This window comes from Enterobacter cloacae complex sp. GYL001 (assembly GCF_049237125.1).
Taxonomy (GTDB): domain Bacteria; phylum Pseudomonadota; class Gammaproteobacteria; order Enterobacterales; family Enterobacteriaceae; genus Enterobacter; species Enterobacter hormaechei_C.
The window spans coordinates 64,913-79,460 of record NZ_JBMKGW010000017.1 but is presented as its reverse complement, the minus strand read 5'-3'; the positions used below and the strand labels follow the sequence as shown (position 1 = coordinate 79,460).

The following is a 14,548-nucleotide window of genomic DNA, read 5'->3' as shown; positions in this document are numbered from 1 at the left end:
CAAGGGAAGACTTACTCGTGGCTGCAACCCTACTAGCTCAAAATTTATTCACACATGGTTACGCTTTGGGGAAATTATGAGGGGATCTCTCAGGGTGAAGCGTCTGGAAACGCCCCAGCCTGGCCTCAAGCCAGCCAAGGGCAAACGTGCCTACACAGCCCAGCGTCAGGACTTCCTTATATTCCCCGCCTTCAAACTGATGATAAATATTTTCTATAGTCCGGAACGCTTCGTGCAGTCCGTCATAGAGGATCGCGGCTTCCTCTGTGAGCTCCAGGCTGCGGGACTGTCGTCTGAAAAGCGTGATACCCAGACGCTCCTCAAGAATTCTTATTTGCTGGCTGACGGCGGCTGGGGTAACGAACAGCTCTTTCGCGGCCCGGGTAAAGCTGAGGTGCCTGGCGGCAGCTTCAAAAGATTTGAGGGCTTTCAGGGGAGGGTTTTTTCGCATAGCACATCCTTTAGATTTTCTTTAAATTAATACAAATTCTTATTGTTTGCCAGCATTCCGGATTATCAACATAATCCCGCTCACCTGACCGGTGAGCCATATTTGTTATTAATTTATTGCGCCACTGAATATTAATTAAACCGTATTTTAACTTTTTATTTCTGTCTGAGTATCATTCGCGTTTGCCTGCGAAACAACATTTTGAATACATCCAAAAGCATTCAATAGTCTTTCGGTACTCAGCTCGCTAAAAAACATCTTTAAGGTAATTCCGGATGAAGAGAAAATCACTGTTTCTGGCCGTGGCCACTCTGCTGGCCGCCAGTTATGTCAATGCTGGCCAGCTGACCACCGAGCAGCAAATTGCTGAGAAGTCTGCACAGATATTTCATGACACTAATCCTCCGGCTATGGTCATGGCCATTATTCAGAATGGTCAGGTGACGTATCACGCCTATGGTGAAACGGCTAAAGGCAACCATACCAGCCCTACGCCCGACTCGCTGCTTAGGGTCGGCTCTATGTCAAAAATTCTGGCCTCAGAGCTGCTGGTTAAGCTTGCCGATAAGGGAGCGCTCGGGCTGACCGACCCGCTTCAGAAATATGCTCCCCCGGGGATGACGGTCCCTGAGGTGAGCCATGGAAATCCCGTTACCCTGCTTTCGCTTGCCACACATACCAGCGGGCTGCCGCGGCTTATCCCGGGCCAGGCTCCTGCCGGCGCAGCTCCGTTCACTTGGCCGGACAGGCCTGCCCGCTGGCGCTGGCTGAATCAGAAGCCGACCCTGACCGCGCCGTGGGAACAGGCGCAGTACTCTAATGTCGGATACGATCTGCTGGCCGATGCTATGGAAGCTGCCGGTAAAAAACCCTACCTGCAGCTTATGCGGGAAAATGTGACGGGCCCGCTGGGTATGAAAGACACCACCACCCAGCCTGACGGGGCTCAGTGTCAGCGGCTCATGGAAGGCTCTGGCATCGATCCTGCCGGTCCCTGCACGGACACGACGGCAGCCGCCGGCAACGGCGGGATGTATTCCACCGCAAGGGACATGGCGAGCTGGATGCAGCATCTGTTGAATATCCGTCATTCTGATAAGCCAGCGCTCAGGGCCGTTCAGCAGGCCATGTATGTACAGAGACAGCAACTTAAATCCATTACGGGTCTGGATTTAGCCGGGAAAGCGCAGGGGCTGGGAATGGGCTGGGTCTTTATCCGGCCTTCGGTTGACTCCCCGGTAATGATCCAAAAAACCGGCGGCGGCGGCGGTTTTATGAGTTATATGGTTCTGGTGCCCGGCGAGAAAACGGGGATCTTTGTCTCTGTGACAAAAGTGGATCTGGATATGTTCTCAACCTTAACGCGTGAAACGAACAGCCTTATCCCGCTCCTGTTAAAAGCAGCTCACGGGGAACGCGTCAGTCCGGCTTCATAACGGGTCGGCTGGCAGCATCTGACTCAGCAAAAGACCGGGCGCTGTGAGCGGAAATATGGCCGGTTTTCGCCAGAACCCGGTTCCACGCAGAATTACACCTGCACTGAATATACCGCTTCTGGCGTCGATTTTTTCTGCTCCCCTGCAGCATGAGGCTCTGTAAGGCAGCCTGCTGCAAGGGGAGCAGACTCCAGCGAAAATGATAAAAAACTCCGCGATGAAAAATAAACAAAGTATTCGCCCGTCATCACCTGAGAAGGGATTCAGCAACGTCAGATATAATATTCTTCTTGCCGGTATCGCATTAATCTTTATCGTGCTGGTTGCCAGGCTCACCGGACTTCAGCTTTTTGACCACGCTGTCCTGGAAAATGCGGCTGACCGTCGATCCGTACGGACACTTGCACTGCCAGCACAGCGCGGAACCCTGACCGATCGTTACGGCGTTGTTCTCGCCATGAGCGTGCCGGCACGTGACATCATTGCTGATCCAAAACGCATCGCTGCCGCTCATCCGGACTTCGCGGAAGCCAGATGGGCTTTTCTGGCCGACTTGCTGGATATCACGCCTGAGGAACTTCGCAGAACTATTCAAGATAATTCGGACAAGGAATTCCTGTTTCTGAAGAAAAAGTCGCCCCTGTCATTGTCCAGGGCCGTGTCACAGCTGCATCTGCCGGGCATAAGTCAGAAATACAATGAAAATCGCTACTATCCGCTGGGTGAGGCATCAGCCTCGCTCATTGGTGTGACCGGTGCCGAAAATAGAGGGCTGAGTGGTATTGAGCAGAGCTTTAACACCGTTCTGAGAAAGGACTTCGGGGTGAAAAAAATACGCAAAAACGCCAGGGGGGGCGTCATCAGCGTGATCCAGTATGACGCTCCGGAAACTGCACCGGCGATCAGGCTGAGTATTGACAGTGTGCTTCAGTATATTGTTTACAGCCGGTTAAGGGAGGGGGTCGAGCAACATCACGCCCAGTCAGGCGCTGCGGTGCTTGTCAGCGTAAACACCGGCGAAATTCTGGCTATGGCATCCTATCCGTCGTTTAATCCCAACCGTTTTTCCGGTGCCACTTCCGCTGAAATGCGTAACGTGGCGATTAATGACAGCTTTGAGCCGGGTTCAACGGTTAAACCCTTCGTCATTCTTGAAGGCCTGCGCCGCCATATTATCAGCAGCAGCACGCTTCTTGACACAAGGCCGTTCAGGGTTGACGGCCATCTTATCCGGGACGTGGGATACTGGCCGGCGCTGACGCCGACCGGCATACTTCAGAAATCCAGTGATACCGGAGTTTCACATATTGCCCTGGCGATGCCTTCGGATGCGCTGGTAAAAACGTATTCATCCTTCGGGCTGGGAAAACCGACAGGGCTGGGCCTTCCCGGTGAAAGTACTGGTTACTTTCCGTTCAGTCGCCATCGATGGGCTGATATTGAGCGCGCCACCTTCGCTTTTGGCTACGGCCTCCGGGTAACCCCGCTCCAGTTAGCCAGAGCCTATGCCACTCTCGGGGCCTGTGGCGTTTATCATCCGTTATCCGTTACACGGTTATCCGCGCCGGTGTACGGTGAGCAGGTGGCGGACCCGAAGCTTGCCGATGCTGTAATCAGAATGATGGAAAGTGATGTGTTACCCGGCGGAAGTGGCGTAAGGGCAGCTGTACCGGGCTACCGTCTGGCAATAAAAACCGGAACCGCAGAGAAGTTAGGTGCCGGTGGAAAATATGACGGGGGGCATATTACCTATACGGCAGGCGTCGCGCCGGCGAGCCGTCCTGAAGTGGCACTGGTTGTGGTTATTAACAATCCCAAAGCGGGACAGCATTTTGGTGGCTCAGTGGCGGCGCCTGTCTTCGGCCAGATTATCGGTCCGGTGCTTACCCGGCTGAAGATTGCACCGGATGCTTTACGTGCTCCGGTGGTACACCGACAGTCCGGCTGAACAGAGCCTGTTTACTCATTATTTATCTATTATTACTTAACTTAATTTTAAAAAGGATATTAATATGAAAAAGATCCGCCTTATTATAATCTCTTTACTGGCTGGAATGTGTACTCCAGCATTATCTACACCAGTCAATGTTACTGATACAATACAAAGCACAGAAGACCATATCAAAGGTCGGGTTGGTTTTACTGAAATAGACTTTTTATCCGGGAAGGTTCTGAGTAGTCATCGCCGTGAAGAACGTTTTCCTATGATGAGCACATTCAAAGTTTTGTTATGTGGAGCAATATTAGTACGTGTTGATAAAGGGCTTGAACAACTTGAACGCCGAATTACCTATAATAAGCATGACCTGGACGACTATTCTCCACTAACCAGTCAGCACATTGCAGATGGAATGACGGTTTCTGAGTTATGCAATGCTGCCATTACCACCAGTGATAACACTGCTGCAAATTTATTGCTATCAACTATTGGCGGGCCGGAGGGATTAACTCATTTTCTGCGTAGCACTGGTGATAGTTATACAAGGCTTGATCGACACGAACCCAGCCTTAATGAGGCGAAGCCTGGCGATGAGCGTGATACCACCACTCCGGCAGCGATGGCTCAAACGCTACAAAAATTGTTAAACGAAAGTGTACTTACAGAAAAATCTCGAAAAAAATTAATAAGCTGGATGCAGGAAGATAAAGTCGGCGGGCCTCTGTTCCGCTCTGTACTGCCAGCTGGCTGGATGATAGCGGATAAAACAGGAGCAGGTGATCACGGATCTCGGGGCATCGTTGCACTGTTGGGCCCCGGAGGCAAGCCATCTCGTATAGTAGTCCTGTATATTACAAATACTCATTCATCTATGAATGAACTCAACGAGCATATTGCAGGGATCGGAGATTCAGTAATTAAGAACTGGTAATATATTTACAGTGGATTTGACCCTATATATCCAGACGTTTTTGCTCTCTTACGGTTGCGATAACTTCCTGCGTATATATTCCCGTGGTGAGCGATATCCCAGTGCACTATGCGGATGATGTTCGTTGTAATGACTGAACGCCACCGCCAGATTCATCACCGCTGCCTCGCTGTCCGGTTTCGGCATGATGCTGATGTAGTCCCGTTTTATCGTCATCACGAAGCTTTCTGCTATGCCATTGCTTTCCGGGCTTCGCACTGCTGTCGTACAAGGCTCCAGTCCCAGCAACCGGGCGAACGCCGGCACTGTTGGCAACTGCCTTCCGAAGCGTTTTTCCACCGCACCCAGCATGACATCCTGCACCGTTTCTTTGTCATAGCCTCCGGTGCTCGCTGCCCAGTCAATGATCTCCCTGTCGCAGCAGTCCTGCGCGAAGGTCACCCGCAGCTTTTCGCCATTATCACAGCGGAACTCAAAGCCATCTGAGCACCAGCGCCGGTTACTTTCCGCTACTGCTACGCGCCCCTTATGGGCCCGCTTACGGCAAGGATCAGCGGGTTTACGTTCAAGAAGCAGATTATGCGTTCTCATAATGCGATACACCCGCTTTGCATTAACCACAGGCAGGCCGTCCCGCTCCGACTCCCGTCGCAGCAGCGCCCACACACGGCGATAACCATACGTCGGCAGGTCAGCCACCGCCATGTTTATCCGGGACAATACGGTGGTATCGTCAGAACGGGGCTGCCGTCTGCGATCCTGTCAGTCAGATGGCCGGTGAACCCGAATGCTCAACTGCGCACGCGACACGCCAAGACTTCTGCAAACGTCGCTTATTCGTCGTTCCCAGGCAACGAGGGCGCATGCGCAATCCATTTTTTTGCCCGGCCGAACTCCACGGCCTCTTTGAGTATCTCGGCTTCCATCGTCTTTTTGCCCAGAAGGCGCTGGAGTTCGCGAATTTGCTTATTGGCGGCAGCGAGTTCGGAGGCCGGCACCACTTCCTCGCCCGATGCAACAGCCGTCAGTGAACCGTCTTAATATTGCTTGCGCCATTTGAATATCTGGTTTGCATTGATGCCATGCAGGCGCGCGACATGAGACACGGTCATACCGGGCTCCATAGTCTGCTGAATAATGGCAATTTTTTCCTGCGGTGTACGACGCCGACGCCGCTCAGGTCCTGATAACACTTCAACCATCTTATCGTTCTGACTGGTATTAAACATAGTTCCAAGACTACCTCTTATTTTAAGAGAGTCGAAGTGTCTGGTGATCTATGGGGCCAGTCTAGCCCTCTTCCAAGTGTAGGGAGATATAGTCAAAGTTTGCTTCTCCGCCGATGAGTCCGCCCTGCGTCGGATAGTCCGATTTTTTACCGGCGAAGCACGGCTCTCCTAACCCTATCTAAAGCGAATAACTTTTTTCAACAGGGCCGCGTGCCAATGCAAGAGCGATAGGCGCTCTACGCGCCAATTTGACCACTTAAAACAGGTAAATTGAGGGGTTGTAATGTGTTGATGTAACAGGCTTTTATTTTAATGTCTTGGCATATGTATAATGGTAGTCTAGCCCTCCTTTCAACAAGGAGTACTCATGGAAACCTACAATCATACATATCGGCACCACAACTTTTCACATAAAGACTTAAGTGATCTCACCTTCACCGCTTGCACATTCATTCGCAGCGACTTTCGACGTGCTAACTTGCGTGATACGACATTCGTCAACTGCAAGTTCATTGAACAGGGTGATATCGAAGGCTGCCACTTTGATGTCGCAGATCTTCGTGATGCAAGTTTCCAACAATGCCAACTTGCGATGGCAAACTTCAGTAATGCCAATTGCTACGGTATAGAGTTCCGTGCGTGTGATTTAAAAGGTGCCAACTTTTCCCGAACAAACTTTGCCCATCAAGTGAGTAATCGTATGTACTTTTGCTCAGCATTTATTTCTGGATGTAATCTTTCCTATGCCAATATGGAGAGGGTTTGTTTAGAAAAATGTGAGTTGTTTGAAAATCGCTGGATAGGAACGAACCTAGCGGGTGCATCACTGAAAGAGTCAGACTTAAGTCGAGGTGTTTTTTCCGAAGATGTCTGGGGGCAATTTAGCCTACAGGGTGCCAATTTATGCCACGCCGAACTCGACGGTTTAGATCCCCGCAAAGTCGATACATCAGGTATCAAAATTGCAGCCTGGCAGCAAGAACTGATTCTCGAAGCACTGGGTATTGTTGTTTATCCTGACTAATTGCTTTGATGTGTGATTTTAAACGCTCAAATTTATAAAACGAATAATATTGTCAACCTTGCAATAATAGACATAGGGACAACCATGTATAAATTTTTACCCTCAGGCGTCTTCACAATAGAGCCATATAGCAGTGGGTCACTTAGTGGGCTTAATTTTTCCATTAAAGATAATATTAATATTGCTCAGTATAAAACATCATATGGTAGCCCATCTTGGCAAGTAAACATAAGGCTGCCATTTATAAGGCACTGTTGCAAAAATGTGGAGGTGATAGGGGTACTACGCCGGAACCCCAGATTTTTCCGTCCGTTCAAATTATCCACGGTTGAGCAGCTTGATCCCGTCCGCCCGCAGTTGACCAACAGGGGAAATATGCCTGTACAAAGTTTGCCGGGTTATCCCAAGTTCCTGGCATAGCGTACTGACCTTTGTTTCTGATTGTCCCATTGATGCCATTGCCAGTCGCAGTTTGACTGGCGTCATTTTATAAGGTCGGCCGCCGTTCCGCCCACGGGCTCTTGCTGATGCCAGACCTGCAGTCGTTCTTTCAGCAATCAGTTCGCGCTCAAACTCCGCCAGTGCGGCAAAGATACCGAAGACAAGCTTGCCAGCGGCCGTTGTTGTGTCGATAGTCGCCCCGTGACCGGTCAGCACTTTCAGACCGGTCCCCCTCGCGGTCAGGTCGTGCACTGTATTAATGAGATGACGAAGATCACGACCGAGGCGGTCCAGCTTCCATACGACCGAGAGCATAAAAAATATTGGGGCAGCGTGAGCTATGCTGCCATCGCTGGTCCCTTCCCGTCACTTTGAAAACCCGGATACCAGCAGACAAATTTATCCTGCAGTTCGTTATTCAAAACGGCGGTCCGGGTCTGTAACAAATAATGAGCCCCTTTTCTGCTCCACTGCATCTGCTGCTTTTTGGCCATTCGTCTGGCGATCACTTCATTGATCGTGGATTCCACAAACGCGGTTGATACCGGCTCTCCGTACCGACGCATTTCGCCGTAGTTTGGGATCATCATCTTATTATTCCGGATGTAGGTATACATTTCATCCAGATGTTTTTGCAGGGATTTCAGGCTAGGATAGCTGAGTTCAGGGTCATCGCAATACATAACGCAATTATCAATATGTTCCAGCGCAGCGACAACATTGCCATGCCAGAGATATCGTTTAATGCTTTCCAGCAGTGCCAGAACTTTACTCCCCGCCTCTGGATCTGATACCAGCAGTCCCCGGGCATATTGCATGAGCACCTTCAGCCTCATGGTGATATGAAACCAGTCCAGCACATGCGTTGACTCAGGGTACATACCGAACTGGAGGTCCCTGAGATTATCCGCGCCGTCGGACAGAAAAAATATCTGCTGGTTGGCCTGCATTCCCTGCGCTGAAAGGTGGGTCATGAGCCTGCGTTCCGGATGACAGTCATCCTTCTGAACAAAACCGAAGCGGCGGGTGTCAGCAGGCGCACCAACGGAAAAAGACTTCCCGGCAATAATTTCAAAATTACGCTTTTTGTCATCCCGATCGCGAACATAACCACCATCTATACCCACCACAAGCGGTTTTCCTGGCCTGGGCAGGTTCCCCCAGTCGCGGGGGCAGCCGGAAAGAAAACCTGAATGAGCTTCAGCCTCAGCGTCAAGACGCTGCGCCACCTGGCATAAATGATTCCTCACCGTTGAGGCATTCAGGCTGTGGCCCACCGGCAGAATATCTTTCAGCAGACGAGTCGTCATTTCATAGGAGATCATCGAGGCCCAGCGGGTTTCAATATATTTCAGTGCCGGGTGAGAATAATCGCCGGCCCAGTCGCTGAGCAAACTGACTGTCTTTGTATCACTCTCTTCACAACGGCACCGGTACACCCGAAGCCCGGATACCGGAATAACGCCAAACAGCGTCCGGTACCGTATTTTCTGTTTGCCTTTGATTCTGCGCGCAGCAAGGCAGTGAGGGCACCGGATATGGTGTTGAGTATATTCGTCTGCCTGCAGCTGGACCACCGACTGCTGGACCGTATTCAGCAACAGCTTGGATTCTGACACCGATAATCCGATGTCGTTCCGGGTCTCCCCTGATTTCTGGATTGTCATCAGTTCCTCCGTTCGACTGGAGCCTGATTCATCGGTGATGACTATCTGGAGCGTCAGTTGCATCATTGCCTCCTGCTGTGGTGGATGACTATCTCCCGGCTACTGGTTGTTCATCTGGTGACGAAGCTTATAATATGTGGAAACGCCAAGGCCCGCATGGTCGCAGGCGATCCTGAGCCTGACCCCTCTGCTTCTGAGTGCGTCAATTTCCTGGATCTTTTTGATATCGGCGCCGGGGCGCCCTGTTTTTTCACCCCGTGCTTTTTTCGCGGCGATGCCGTCGGCCTGCCTTTCCTTCAGTAAGGCTCGTTCAAACTGGCTGAATGCCGACATCATGTGCAGCTGCAGTTCCTGCATCGGATTGTTTGTGCCGGCGCTGAACGTCAGCTGCTCTTTCAGAAAAATAAGGGTAACGCCCTGGTCACGAAGCCGGGTGGTGACAGCGCACATATCCGACATATTCCGGCAAAGGCGATCGATGGAATGAACCAGAAGCGTATCACCAGGGCGTAATTGCCCCAGGAGTTCCTGTAACCCCGGGCGGTTTGTGTCCTTCGCGCTGGCATGCTCAACACAAATTTTATCAGGCTGAAAACCCGCCTTTGACAATGCCTCTTCCTGACGGGCCGTATTCTGATCGGCCGAGCTTACCCTGATGTAGGCATATTGCACGCAAAACCTCCGGAAGGTCTTTAAACATCATAGAGATTTAAAGAATAATCCATAAACACTGATTTAGGGAGGTTTATAGACATTTTTTCGGGGATCTGAGAGGCATGCTGAAAACGTATACCTTTATAGACATCAGTCAGCGACGACGGCCCAGCCAGATAACTTCAGGCTCCAGTACCGGAGATGCAAGGTCGAGCCTGCTCAGTTGCCGGTTGATTTTGTGGCGGTTGAACCTGACAGCATCCAGGTCGTCAGCAAAAGGGCGGATCTCGCCGACCGTTGTTTCATCATCCGCATTAACGATAGCTTCAAGAAACGCCAGGGTTTTATCGAACTCATCCGCAGCTGTGGCTCCGGGCATACCATGGCCGCTTATACAAAACGGCGCTTTCAGCGTAGAGTTTTCATAAATGGCCTCAACACGAATGTCATGAAGCCAGTGCTCAAAGAAATTGTATTCATAGGTAAAGCGATCGCCAGCATCAAAAGCAAAATCATCAATCACGACCCGGAACGGATTATCGACAAAACCGATGCCTCCTTCGTAGGAGATACCGTAATCTTTGCCATAAATGTGAAATTGATGGAGATGGTCGTCCCCCCAGCCCTGCACTATCTGGAAAATGAAGTGAAGCGCGGCCAGTGACGTGTCGGCAGCAATTCTCAGCCGACGCCAGACCATCGGACTGACTCCATGAACTGCTATTTTGATGACGTAGATCTTCATAGTCAGCAGGTATTGTTATGAAATGATGGTGGTTATTTTAACCCCTGTAGATGGCATCATTCGATGGCTGCCCCGAGGTTTTTCATGCTCTCCTTATTGAATGCCTGCGCGCTGCTCGGCATTTTCACACCAGAATCTGGTAGCTGCGTTACCGGCTTTGCCGGGCGACGGCGCCACTGGCCTTCATTTTAATAGTTAACATTCGCTGGCGCCTCCATGTAGCCAGGCGGCATACTGCTCCTACATTTAAGAACAATGTGATCCTCCTACTCAATAAGGTCTGACTGAAGGTGCCGGCAATGCAGCTTTTTCACGGAACCAGACAGCGTTTTGATAAGTTTGATGTGGCATACAAAGGAACTGGTGAGTCCGGAAACATCGCTGCCTGCTGGTTTACGGATAATTTTAAAGGAGCCAGCAATCATGCGTTATTCAAAAACAGAAATCCCGGACTGCCACTGGTTTGCCGGTGTGAACTGAACACCGGGGCGATTATCGCTAATCACCGGTTGCCGCTCGCAGAGCAGCCCGATATCGCGGCACGTCTGAGAGATGGACTTCCAGTCAGCATCAGTAGCCAACTCAGTAAAGGCTGGGACTGGCATGCCCTGCGCGAGCCTCAATACAGCACTTACAAAGGGAGTATGCTTTATGTGGGTGACAGGCATGTAGATTCAGATGAAATGATCCGCCTTTACCTGAATTGTGGTATCCAGGGCGTTTATGACTGGGAAGGTATATTTACGGACAGCTATCTTCACGGTACAACTACCGTGATATTTGATACCAGTGCAGTGGCTATTATTGACAAAATCGAGTACGGATCTGACGACTGGCATAGCTGGCTGAGTGAATACCGGGAGAAGAATTGTGTTCTGGAAAGGGAACAGAAAGTACAGCAGGCTCACCACGGCTAAGAATAATTTTGAACATCTGCTGTCGGTTGCGTCTTCTCTGCCGGTCCAGGCTTTGCCGGATTTAATTCGCGCTATGGTCCGCCCTTTGCAGAGTGATTTCCTGCTCGCGGTGGCAGAAGAAGGAACCGATGCCCGTCCGGATTTGACACCCGGGGAATTTTTCTTTAATGCCATCACAGAGGTTCAGGACTATAGCAGTATGAAGGCGGGAGAAGTTAATCCAGAAGATTACCCGCTTTCTCTGGCCTCCGATATGGTTCTTCCCTGGCCGTGGAGTCTTTCCCGTTATATCGATAATGTGTCCCGGATTGGTACGGCAAAAGGAAGAGTATGGCAGCAGGATCGTACTAACCATTATGTTGAACTCTGGCTGCCCTGGCGCATTGGTTTTGTTCGGGGAGGTAATCACTCCATCACGGCCGGTATTCTGGCGGGTGAAGGAACGTTAATCCCTGAACACGTGTGGGATATGTCTTTTCTTTTTGAGCGAATAAGTACCGACGGGCTCTACTGGTATGTTGACGGTAAGAAAACTGAAGACGTGAAGTCCTGGCGTGCAGCTGCAATATTTGAGGCAGGCAGGCTAATGACTTCTCGTCCTGACGACAGATAAGGAATATGTAATGGATATCGCGCTTTTTCCCGGTCAGAGCCGGCGCCAGTGGGCTGATACAATGATCAATCTGGAAGCCCGAAAGCTTGTTAATACCGCAAATACCGTCGCGGCCATGCACCTCAGTGATTCACTGACCCGTCTGAAATTTGTGGATGAAATCAGACAGGTTGTCATGCAACAGTTTGACGCGGCAAGGAGAGCAAGAAATGATGAAGAGTGCATTTCCTGCCTGAAGAACCTCAGGGCTGAAAATGAGTTTCTACTTGAACAGTCGCGTATGCTGAAAACCGGTTATGCCCGGATCTACGCTGAAATACAGTACGTAACAGAGCAGAATAAAATTGTCGGATACTTCATATCCGGCATTAAGGTCGTTCTGGCCGGCGTACAGGCTGTGTTTGGCGGTGTTATGATCGCCACCATGACACCAGCTGGAATGCTTGCCGGTGCCGTTCTGGTCGGTGATGCCCTTAATACGGTATCACGGGAAGCAGCCCGTCAGCTCCTGAATGAACCTGCTTCAGAGGGGATCCTGGCGGACGGCGCCATGTCCGTAGCGGAGTTTATGGGTTTCAGCCGCGATGTCGGGCTGGGGATTTTTAATGCAACCACGCTTGCAGCCAGCGTTTATGGTGTGTTTGGTCTGACCGGGAAAGCTGAGGCCTGGCGTCTTTTCCGTTATCTTCCCGGAGACTATTACCGCAAGGTGGAAACCATGTCTCCGGGCAAACTGACGATGAAGGTTCTGGGATGGGGGGTCAGTGCAAAGGTGGTACTGGAACTCCTTACCCGTGATGACCGGAGTCGCTGATATGTGATCTCATCAGCTTCCATGATTTATAGCCAAGTCTGACCGGCATCACCAGAAGCAACACAATCAGCAGAAAGACGACGGCAACCACGCAGGAGATAACATGGCTGGCGCTGCCAAAAATCGCGGTGAGCAGGGTGATGATGACCATCCCGCCGGAGATCCAGGCTACCGACAGGAAATAGCCGGCCAGATCCTTCAGCACCTTTTCCAGCGAGTCCCCCGTCGCCTGGTGACGTTTGATTCTCGCTATTTCCTTACTGGTAAATCCTGCCGCGATAAGTTCCTGGTTGTTCTCTGTCATTCACGTCTCCTTTAACCTGATAAAAAGAATACACTATTTAGACGTCCCGTTCCTTCCTGCTTTTGCCTTCCCTGTCCGGATCGTTGTGCCGTTGCCGTTAAACAATCCATGCTTCCCATTTTTCCTATACTTACCCTTTAACGGCAGGAAACGCTTATGTGTGGACGTTTTTCTCAGTCACAGACCCGCGCTGAATACCTGGCTTATCTGGCCGGTGAGGTTGATGCCGGGTTTTCTGCAGTACCGGAGCCTATCGGACGCTACAACGTGGCGCCGGGGACCCGGGTACTGTTGCTCAGTGAAAGCAATGATCAGCTGCAGCTCGAACCTGTTCTGTGGGGGTATTCCCCAGAGTGGTGGCACAAAGCGCCCCTGATTAATGCCCGTGTTGAAACCGCAGCTGAGGGACGTATGTTTCGTCCGCTGTGGGAACGCTGCCGCGCCGTTGTGTTTGCTGACGGGTGGTATGAATGGGTACGTCAGAGGAACAAAAAACAGCCGTATTTCATTTACCGCAGGGACGGTCAGCCCGTATTCATGGCTGCCATTGGCGCACGACCGTTTGGTCTGAGGGATGACGGGGAAGGCTTTGTTATTGTCACGGCAGCAGCGGACAAGGGGCTTATCGATATCCACGATCGTCGTCCTCTGGTGCTGACGCCGGATGCCGCGCGCGAATGGCTACGCGAAAGTCTCAGTGGTGACGAGGCGGGCAGGACGGCCAAACAGGGGGCGGTGCCTGCTGAGGCATTCACCTGGCATCCAGTTTCCCCTGCGGTCGGCAACGTGCGGAATCAGGGGGCGTCGCTAATTGAACCTCTCTCGTGATGCTTGCTTCGCCAGCGCCAGGGTTCTGTCTGTCCAGGGACTGACCAGAGACCTGTAGCCTGACGACGGGCTTCGTCTTCCAGTGTTGCGTAGTCGCTCCGGACAGGTTTTCCGTGATACCGATATGCCCAGGCCAGTCCCTTACGGATCTGTTCGGCATTCACATCCTTCGCGCCAAGCCACACCGTGCCAAGCAGCCGGCCGTAACGATCCTCATCCTCGCCAGTGACGGTAACGATGCGCTGTGTCACCATCGATGAGAGTTCCTGTCTGGAACGCTGGCCAAAGGGTTGGTTCTTTTCAGGCGCATCGATACCGGCAAGACGAACACGCTTCAGCTGGTTCCCCTCACCAAGAATCTCAACGGTATCCCCGTCGAGCACACGAACAATCCTGCCGTTAATATCCGCACTTACCGGATAAGTCACGATGAGCAAACTAATTATGTACAGTGTCCGAAACATGTCTATATCTCTGGTTTTTTTATATATTGAGTGTCTCATTTTGAGACGGCAAAGTATATCTCGATGACGTGAATAGTGGATGTGTCTTATA

At 51.2% G+C, this 14,548-nt stretch carries 15 protein-coding genes and 2 pseudogenes; 9 read left to right on the top strand and 8 right to left on the bottom strand.

Features of this window, described 5'->3' with window-relative positions; translation table 11 throughout:
* Nucleotides 1-80, top strand: an 80-nt coding sequence (locus ACOTWU_RS21560; RefSeq protein WP_032084584.1) for a hypothetical protein, incomplete at its 5' end; no start/stop codon positions are given.
* Here ACOTWU_RS21560 and ACOTWU_RS21555 read toward each other — a convergent pair.
* Complete coding sequence (locus ACOTWU_RS21555) at nt 59-451, bottom strand: LysR family transcriptional regulator (RefSeq protein ID WP_421625796.1); 393 nt, start codon at nt 449-451, stop codon at nt 59-61. The genes ACOTWU_RS21560 and ACOTWU_RS21555 overlap by 22 nt on opposite strands.
* Nucleotides 452-726: 275 nt before the next feature.
* Here ACOTWU_RS21555 and ampH point away from each other — a divergent pair, with 275 nt between their 5' ends.
* The 3 genes from ampH to ACOTWU_RS21540 all read left to right on the top strand — a co-directional run bounded on the left by ampH (nt 727) and on the right by ACOTWU_RS21540 (nt 4,757).
* Nucleotides 727-1,887, top strand: coding sequence for a D-alanyl-D-alanine-carboxypeptidase/endopeptidase AmpH (ampH, locus tag ACOTWU_RS21550; RefSeq protein WP_032635084.1), 1,161 nt, complete (start codon nt 727-729; stop codon nt 1,885-1,887).
* Between the two features lie 217 nt (nt 1,888-2,104).
* The gene (locus tag ACOTWU_RS21545; RefSeq protein WP_032623598.1) at nt 2,105-3,835 is read left to right on the top strand and encodes a penicillin-binding transpeptidase domain-containing protein; all 1,731 of its coding nucleotides are present in this window, start codon (nt 2,105-2,107) and stop codon (nt 3,833-3,835) included.
* Between the two features lie 64 nt (nt 3,836-3,899).
* Entirely contained in the window at nt 3,900-4,757 is an 858-nt protein-coding gene (locus ACOTWU_RS21540) for a class A beta-lactamase LAP-2 (protein ID WP_012477595.1), read from the top strand.
* Nucleotides 4,758-4,805: 48 nt separating this feature from the next.
* On the opposite strand, the pseudogene ACOTWU_RS21535 reads toward ACOTWU_RS21540, so the two are convergent.
* A pseudogene (locus ACOTWU_RS21535) lies at nt 4,806-5,959 on the bottom strand (IS3 family transposase).
* A gap of 394 nt (nt 5,960-6,353) precedes the next feature.
* On the opposite strand from ACOTWU_RS21535, the gene ACOTWU_RS21530 reads away from it, so the two are divergent.
* The gene (locus ACOTWU_RS21530) at nt 6,354-7,010 is read left to right on the top strand and encodes a quinolone resistance pentapeptide repeat protein QnrS1 (RefSeq protein WP_001516695.1); all 657 of its coding nucleotides are present in this window, start codon (nt 6,354-6,356) and stop codon (nt 7,008-7,010) included.
* A 318-nt stretch (nt 7,011-7,328) separates the two neighbouring features.
* Here the strand turns inward: ACOTWU_RS21530 and ACOTWU_RS21525 are convergent.
* From ACOTWU_RS21525 to ACOTWU_RS21510, 4 genes and pseudogenes are all read right to left on the bottom strand, one after another.
* Nucleotides 7,329-7,757 (bottom strand): annotated as a pseudogene (locus ACOTWU_RS21525) (recombinase family protein); the annotation flags it as partial.
* 32 nt (nt 7,758-7,789) lie between these two features.
* Complete coding sequence (locus ACOTWU_RS21520) at nt 7,790-9,181, bottom strand: ISKra4-like element ISKpn19 family transposase (protein WP_001493761.1); 1,392 nt, start codon at nt 9,179-9,181, stop codon at nt 7,790-7,792.
* A gap of 36 nt (nt 9,182-9,217) precedes the next feature.
* Nucleotides 9,218-9,790: a recombinase family protein gene (locus tag ACOTWU_RS21515; RefSeq protein WP_001493762.1), complete on the bottom strand. Its 573-nt coding sequence runs from the start codon at nt 9,788-9,790 to the stop codon at nt 9,218-9,220.
* A 136-nt stretch (nt 9,791-9,926) separates the two neighbouring features.
* Nucleotides 9,927-10,517 (bottom strand): plasmid pRiA4b ORF-3 family protein, encoded by a 591-nt coding sequence (locus tag ACOTWU_RS21510; protein ID WP_012477564.1) that lies wholly within the window; start codon nt 10,515-10,517, stop codon nt 9,927-9,929.
* Nucleotides 10,518-10,816: 299 nt separating this feature from the next.
* Here ACOTWU_RS21510 and ACOTWU_RS21505 point away from each other — a divergent pair, with 299 nt between their 5' ends.
* Genes ACOTWU_RS21505 through ACOTWU_RS21495 form a run of 3 tightly spaced genes read left to right on the top strand, consistent with a single transcriptional unit; the run spans nt 10,817 to nt 12,861 of the window.
* On the top strand, nt 10,817-11,434 hold the full coding sequence (locus ACOTWU_RS21505; protein WP_022650047.1) for a hypothetical protein: 618 nt from the start codon (nt 10,817-10,819) through the stop codon (nt 11,432-11,434).
* Nucleotides 11,388-12,047, top strand: a complete 660-nt coding sequence (locus ACOTWU_RS21500; RefSeq protein WP_022650046.1) for a DUF6710 family protein — start codon at nt 11,388-11,390, stop codon at nt 12,045-12,047. Before ACOTWU_RS21505 ends, ACOTWU_RS21500 begins: the two co-directional genes overlap by 47 nt.
* A gap of 10 nt (nt 12,048-12,057) precedes the next feature.
* The gene (locus tag ACOTWU_RS21495) at nt 12,058-12,861 is read left to right on the top strand and encodes a DUF4225 domain-containing protein (RefSeq protein ID WP_022650045.1); all 804 of its coding nucleotides are present in this window, start codon (nt 12,058-12,060) and stop codon (nt 12,859-12,861) included.
* Here ACOTWU_RS21495 and ACOTWU_RS21490 read toward each other — a convergent pair.
* Nucleotides 12,836-13,165 carry a hypothetical protein gene (locus ACOTWU_RS21490; protein ID WP_012477573.1) on the bottom strand — a complete coding sequence of 110 codons (330 nt, stop codon included), beginning with the start codon at nt 13,163-13,165 and terminating at the stop codon, nt 12,836-12,838. The two genes, ACOTWU_RS21495 and ACOTWU_RS21490, sit on opposite strands and share 26 nt — an antisense overlap.
* A 156-nt stretch (nt 13,166-13,321) precedes the next feature.
* Between ACOTWU_RS21490 and ACOTWU_RS21485 the strand changes: the two genes are divergently transcribed.
* Entirely contained in the window at nt 13,322-13,993 is a 672-nt protein-coding gene (locus ACOTWU_RS21485; protein WP_012477572.1) for an SOS response-associated peptidase, read from the top strand.
* On the opposite strand, the gene ACOTWU_RS21480 is transcribed toward ACOTWU_RS21485, so the two are convergent.
* Entirely contained in the window at nt 13,960-14,457 is a 498-nt protein-coding gene (locus tag ACOTWU_RS21480) for a thermonuclease family protein (RefSeq protein WP_022650044.1), read from the bottom strand. The two genes, ACOTWU_RS21485 and ACOTWU_RS21480, sit on opposite strands and share 34 nt — an antisense overlap.
* Nucleotides 14,458-14,548 lie beyond the last annotated feature (91 nt).

Bases quoted from the DNA above. Each gene is read 5' to 3' on its own strand.
- ACOTWU_RS21510 (WP_012477564.1), bottom strand. From the start codon at position 10,517: ATGAAGATCTACGTCATCAAAATAGCAGTTCATGGAGTCAGTCCGATG.
- ACOTWU_RS21530 (WP_001516695.1), top strand. From the start codon at position 6,354: ATGGAAACCTACAATCATACATATCGGCACCACAACTTTTCACATAAA.
- ACOTWU_RS21495 (WP_022650045.1), top strand. From the start codon at position 12,058: ATGGATATCGCGCTTTTTCCCGGTCAGAGCCGGCGCCAGTGGGCTGAT.
- ACOTWU_RS21545 (WP_032623598.1), top strand. From the start codon at position 2,105: ATGAAAAATAAACAAAGTATTCGCCCGTCATCACCTGAGAAGGGATTC.
- ampH (WP_032635084.1), top strand. From the start codon at position 727: ATGAAGAGAAAATCACTGTTTCTGGCCGTGGCCACTCTGCTGGCCGCC.
- ACOTWU_RS21520 (WP_001493761.1), bottom strand. From the start codon at position 9,181: ATGCAACTGACGCTCCAGATAGTCATCACCGATGAATCAGGCTCCAGT.
- ACOTWU_RS21540 (WP_012477595.1), top strand. From the start codon at position 3,900: ATGAAAAAGATCCGCCTTATTATAATCTCTTTACTGGCTGGAATGTGT.
- ACOTWU_RS21555 (WP_421625796.1), bottom strand. From the start codon at position 451: ATGCGAAAAAACCCTCCCCTGAAAGCCCTCAAATCTTTTGAAGCTGCC.
- ACOTWU_RS21480 (WP_022650044.1), bottom strand. From the start codon at position 14,457: ATGTTTCGGACACTGTACATAATTAGTTTGCTCATCGTGACTTATCCG.
- ACOTWU_RS21505 (WP_022650047.1), top strand. From the start codon at position 10,817: ATGCAGCTTTTTCACGGAACCAGACAGCGTTTTGATAAGTTTGATGTG.
- ACOTWU_RS21485 (WP_012477572.1), top strand. From the start codon at position 13,322: ATGTGTGGACGTTTTTCTCAGTCACAGACCCGCGCTGAATACCTGGCT.
- ACOTWU_RS21490 (WP_012477573.1), bottom strand. From the start codon at position 13,165: ATGACAGAGAACAACCAGGAACTTATCGCGGCAGGATTTACCAGTAAG.